Here is a 4,770-nt window from a genome sequence, read left to right on the forward strand (position 1 = left end):
CGGCCCCGAACTGCCCGTCCCCGCCGACCGCTCCGCCCTGGACGTGCTCCGCGAGGCCCGCCCCGACCTCCCGTACTCCTGCAAGCAGGGCTTCTGCGGCACCTGCGAGGTCCGGCTGCTGGCCGGCACCCCCGACCACCGCGACCGCCGCCTCACCCCCGAACGCCGCGCCGCCGGCGCCCTGCTGCCCTGCGTCTCCCGCGCCGCCGCGGGCGAGACCCTCGTGCTCGACGTCTAGCCACCAGCGCAAGAAGGAGCCCCCGCCGTGCCGCGCACCCCCGCCTTCCCGTACACCGAGCGCGACCTCGCCCGCTTCCGGGAGACCCAGCAGCTCGCCTACGACTGCGCCGAGCAGGTCGCCGCCTGGATCGAACCCGGCGTCACCGAGCGCCAGGCCACCGCCCAACTGCGCCGCAACCTGGTCGCCGCCGGTGTGCAGGACTTCTTCCACGTCCCGTTCGCCTGGTTCGGCGACCGGACGGCGTTCCGTCACTTCCACACCCCGCTGCAGTTCTTCGCCGGCAACCGCCGCCTCCAGGAGGGCATGCCGTACGTGCTGGACTGCGCCCCCGTCGTGGACGGCTACACCGCCGACATCGGCTACGGCGGCAAGGTCGGCGAGAACCGCGTCTGGGACCGCCTCGCCGCCGACCTCCAGGTCTACCGCGAGCTGATCCTCGCCGAGGTCCGCGCCCGCAAACCGCTCGCCGAGGTGTACGCGGCCGTCGACGCCCAGATCGAGGCGCACGGCTACGACAACCGCCACCGCGTCTACCCCGGCCGGGTGATCGGCCACCAGGTCACCCGGACGACGGCCCGCGGCCCGGCCGGGGTGAACGTCTTCGGCTTCGGCGTGCGGACCCTCCAGACGCTCGGCCGCGAACTCATCAGCGAGCGCCTGCACGGCCGTTCCCCGCTCTGGGCGGACGGCCGGTCCTCCCGGCACGCGCCCACCCCCGGCCTGTGGGCGGTGGAGCCGCACATCGGCTTCCGGGAGGTCGGCATCAAGTTCGAGGAACTGCTGGTGGTGACCGAGGACGACGCCTACTGGCTCGACGACGACCTCCCGCACGTCCGCCGCTGGGCCGGGGCCGACACCGCCGTCGCCACCACCACCGCCCCCGAGGGAGTCGCCCGATGAGCACCCGCGCCACCCACGCCCGCACCGTCCGGTCCGGCGGCCTCCCGCTCGCGGTCTACGAACAGGGCGACCCGGCCGCACCCACCGTGCTGCTGGTCCACGGCTACCCCGACACCCACGCGGTCTGGGACGACGTCGCCGCCGACCTCGCCCGCGACCACCACGTGGTCCGCTACGACGTGCGCGGCGCCGGCGCCTCCGGCGTCCCCGCCGACCGCACCGGCTACCGCCTGGAGCAGCTCGCCGCCGACCTGTTCGCCGTCGCCGACGCCGTCAGCCCGGACCGCCCGGTGCACGTCGTCGCCCACGACTGGGGCTCGCTGCAGTCCTGGGAGGCCGTCACCGCCCCCGGCGCCGAACGCCGCCTCGCCTCCTACACCACGATGTCCGGGCCCTGCCTCGACCACATGGGCTTCTGGCTGCGCGAGCGCCTCCGCCGCCCCACCCCGCGCCACCTGCGGCAACTCCTCTCCCAGGGCGCCCACTCCTGGTACATCACCGCCTTCCACCTGCCCTTCCTCGCGCCCGGCGTCTGGCGGCTCGGCCTGGCCCGCGCCTGGCCCCGGGTGCTGCGCGACCTGGAGGGCGTCACCCCGCGCGCCGACCACCCGCAGCCCACCCTGCGGCGCGACGCGGTGCGCGGCATCGAGCTCTACCGCGCCAACATGCGGCCCGCCCTGCGCCACCCGCGCGAGCGCCCCACCGAGGTGCCGGTCCAGCTGATCACCCTCACCGAGGACCACTACGTCGGCACCTACCTGTCCGAGGGCCTGGAGCGCTGGGTGCCCAGGCTGACCCGCCGAACCCTGCGCGCCACCCACTGGTCCGCACTGCTGGAGAAGGGAACCACCGTGGCCGGACTGGTCCGTGAGCACGTCGCCCGCACCGCGGCCGGGGCGGACGCCGCTCCGGCCGGCACCCCCGACGACGGCCGGCTCGTCGTCGTCACCGGCGGCGGCAGCGGCATCGGCCGGGCCACCGCGCTCGCCTTCGCCGCGGAGGGCGCCCGGGTGGTGGTCTGCGACCTCGACCTCGACGCGGCCCGCCGCACCGCCGAACTCGCCGCCCTGATCGGCCCGCCGGCCCACGCCTACCGGGTCGACGTCAGCGACGGCGCCGCCGTCGACGCCTTCGCCGAACAGGTCGCCGCCGAGCACGGCGTGCCCGACGTGCTCGTCAACAACGCCGGCATCGGCCACTCCGGCACCTTCCTGGAGACCACCGAGAAGGAGTGGCAGCGAGTCCTGGACGTCAACCTCTGGGGCGTCATCCACGGCTGCCGCGCCTTCGGCACCCTGATGGCCGACCGGGGCGAGGGCGGCCACATCGTCAACCTGTCCTCCGCCGCCGCGTACCTGCCCTCGAAGGCCCTCACCGCCTACGCCACCAGCAAGGCCGCGGTCTTCATGCTCTCCGACTGCCTGCGCGCCGAACTCGCCGGCCACGGCATCGGCGTCTCCACCATCTGCCCGGGCCTCGTCAACACCAACATCACCCGCACCTCCACCTTCTCCGCCACCACGGCCGACGAACAGGCCGCCAAGCAGGCCCGCGCCGCCCGCCTCTACGCCCGCCGGGGCTTCCCGCCGGAGAAGGTCGCCACCGCCATCCTCACCGCCGTCCGCACCGGCCGCCCCGTCGTCCCCGTCACCCCCGAGGCCAAGGCCGCCCGCTTCCTCAGCCGCCTCGCCCCCGGCCTCCTCCGCCTGGCGGCACGGCTGAACGTCACCTGAGCCCGGTGTCGGTACCCGGGGCACGCGGTGCCACCGCGTGCCCCGGGCCTGGCCACGAGGGGCCCTGATCCCGTTCGGGACGAGCGGCGACCTGCTTCGTCCGCTCGTAGGCCGCGGCCCGGTCGGCCCGGACCTCGTCCGCGGTCACCTCGCCGATCGGCTCGTAGGTCCGGCGGAAGAACGGTTCGTCCCAGGCACGCCGCGCCCCGTCCCGGACGATCCCCGTCCTCGCTGCCCCCTCGGCCAGGCCGGGATCCTCGTCCTCGACGGGTTCGGTCGTGTGCTTGAGCCCCATGCACGCACGGTAGTGCCGCGCGACGATGGACGTCTCGGAATCCCGACAGGAGGTGTCGGGATTCCGGGGGAGCATCGATGCCGACGGGTGGAAACACCGCGGCACGTGAGGAAGGGCGAGGCATGACGGAGCAGCCGCTGAAGGGCAGGACCGCACTGGTGGCGGGGGCCACCCGGGGCGCCGGGCGGGGGATCGCGGTGGCGTTGGGCGCCGCCGGGGCGACGGTGTACGGGACGGGGCGCAGCGCCGAGGGCCACCGGGGGGACTACGGGCGGCCGGAGACCCTGGAGGAGACGGCGGCGCTGGTGACGGCCGCCGGCGGGCAGGGCATCGCGGTGCGCGCCGACCACCTGGTCCCGGCCGAGGTGGCGGCGGTGGCCGCCCGGATCGAGGCCGAGCAGGGCGGGCTGGACATCCTGGTGAACGACATCTGGGGCGGCGAGGAGTTGTTCGGCTGGAACGTCCCGGTCTGGGAGCACGACCTCGACAAGGGCCTGCGCCTGCTGCGGCTGGCCGTCGAGACGCACGCGGTCACCAGCCACCACCTGCTGCCCCTGCTGCTGCGCCGCCCCGGCGGGCTGGTGGTCGAGATGACCGACGGCACCGCCGAGTACAACGCGACCCGCTACCGGAACTCCTTCTTCTACGACATCGCCAAGGCCGCCGTGCTGCGGATGGCCTTCGCGCTGGGGCACGAACTGGGCCCGCGCGGGGCGACGGCGGTGGCGCTCACCCCGGGCTGGATGCGCTCGGAGATGATGCTGGAGCACTTCGGCGTCACCGAGGGGACGTGGCGGGAGGCGACGGCGGCCGAACCGCAGTTCGGCATCTCGGAGTCCCCGGCGTACGTGGGCCGCGCGGTGGTCGCGCTGGCCGCCGATCCCGAGCGGGCGCGGTTCAACGGCACCTCGCTGTCCAGCGGCGGCCTGGCCCTGGAGTACGGCTTCACCGACCTGGACGGGAGCCGCCCGGACGCCTGGCGCTACCTGGTGGACATCGAGGGCGCGGACGGCCCGGTGGACCCGGCCGGCTACCGCTGAGGGGGGCCGTAGAGGGCGGCGGTGCGGGCCGCCGCCCCGGCCAGCCGCTGCCGCAGGGCCGGCGGCTCCAGCACCTCGGCCTCGGGGCCGAGCCGCAGGATCTCCTCGTAGCCGACCTCCAGGGACTCCACGGGAAGCCGGACGGTCACCCGGCCGTCGCCGTCCGGTGGCCCGGCGCTCGCCAGCGCCTCCCGGGCGGCGACCGGTTCGAGCAGGTGCGGCAGCCGCTCCAGGCCGAGCGGGCTGAGCCGTACGGTCAAGGTCTCCCGCAGCAGCGAGCGGGCGAACCCCTCGGCCCGGGCCTCCCAGAACGCGGCCAGGTCGAACGTCTCGTCGGCCCGGTCGGGGGCGGACCACCGCTCGCGGGGTTCGGCGGCGACCAGCCGGTCCACCCGGTACACCCGGTGCTCGGCGCCCTCCTCGTCCGGCCGGGCGACCAGGTACCAGGTGCCCGCCTTCAGCACCAGGCCGGCCGGCCGCAGCACCCGCTCGACCGGGTCCGCCTCCGGCCGCCGCCGGTAGCGCGCCCGCAGCAGCCGTCCGCCCCACACGGCCCGCGCG

6 protein-coding genes are annotated in these 4,770 nt (G+C 75.5%); 4 read left to right on the forward strand and 2 right to left on the reverse strand.

Annotation, left to right across the window (positions count from 1 at the left end):
* The 3 genes from VR45_RS24760 to VR45_RS24770 form a co-directional block, all read left to right on the forward strand.
* The coding region (locus tag VR45_RS24760; RefSeq protein WP_045942037.1) for a 2Fe-2S iron-sulfur cluster binding domain-containing protein at positions 1-238 on the forward strand (238 nt) is incomplete at its 5' end.
* Positions 239-265: 27 nt separating this feature from the next.
* Positions 266-1,141 carry a M24 family metallopeptidase gene (locus tag VR45_RS24765; RefSeq protein ID WP_045942038.1) on the forward strand — a complete coding sequence of 292 codons (876 nt, stop codon included), beginning with the start codon at positions 266-268 and terminating at the stop codon, positions 1,139-1,141.
* Entirely contained in the window at positions 1,138-2,874 is a 1,737-nt protein-coding gene (locus tag VR45_RS24770; protein WP_045942039.1) for an SDR family oxidoreductase, read from the forward strand. The genes VR45_RS24765 and VR45_RS24770 overlap by 4 nt, the downstream gene beginning before the upstream one ends.
* Here VR45_RS24770 and VR45_RS24775 read toward each other — a convergent pair.
* The gene (locus VR45_RS24775; protein WP_045942040.1) at positions 2,867-3,169 is read right to left on the reverse strand and encodes a hypothetical protein; all 303 of its coding nucleotides are present in this window, start codon (positions 3,167-3,169) and stop codon (positions 2,867-2,869) included. The genes VR45_RS24770 and VR45_RS24775 overlap by 8 nt on opposite strands.
* Before the next feature lie 122 nt (positions 3,170-3,291).
* Between VR45_RS24775 and VR45_RS24780 the strand changes: the two genes are divergently transcribed.
* The gene (locus VR45_RS24780; RefSeq protein WP_045942041.1) at positions 3,292-4,209 is read left to right on the forward strand and encodes an SDR family oxidoreductase; all 918 of its coding nucleotides are present in this window, start codon (positions 3,292-3,294) and stop codon (positions 4,207-4,209) included.
* On the opposite strand, the gene VR45_RS24785 is transcribed toward VR45_RS24780, so the two are convergent.
* On the reverse strand, positions 4,200-4,770 hold a 571-nt coding region (locus VR45_RS24785; protein ID WP_045942042.1), incomplete at its 5' end, for a WYL domain-containing protein. The two genes, VR45_RS24780 and VR45_RS24785, sit on opposite strands and share 10 nt — an antisense overlap.

This window comes from Streptomyces sp. NRRL S-495 (assembly GCF_000966955.1).
Lineage (GTDB): Bacteria > Actinomycetota > Actinomycetes > Streptomycetales > Streptomycetaceae > Kitasatospora > Kitasatospora purpeofusca.

Excerpts from the sequence above, each read along its gene's own strand:
- VR45_RS24780 (WP_045942041.1), top strand. The coding sequence starts at position 3,292 with ATGACGGAGCAGCCGCTGAAGGGCAGGACCGCACTGGTGGCGGGGGCC.
- VR45_RS24770 (WP_045942039.1), top strand. The coding sequence starts at position 1,138 with ATGAGCACCCGCGCCACCCACGCCCGCACCGTCCGGTCCGGCGGCCTC.
- VR45_RS24775 (WP_045942040.1), bottom strand. The coding sequence starts at position 3,169 with ATGGGGCTCAAGCACACGACCGAACCCGTCGAGGACGAGGATCCCGGC.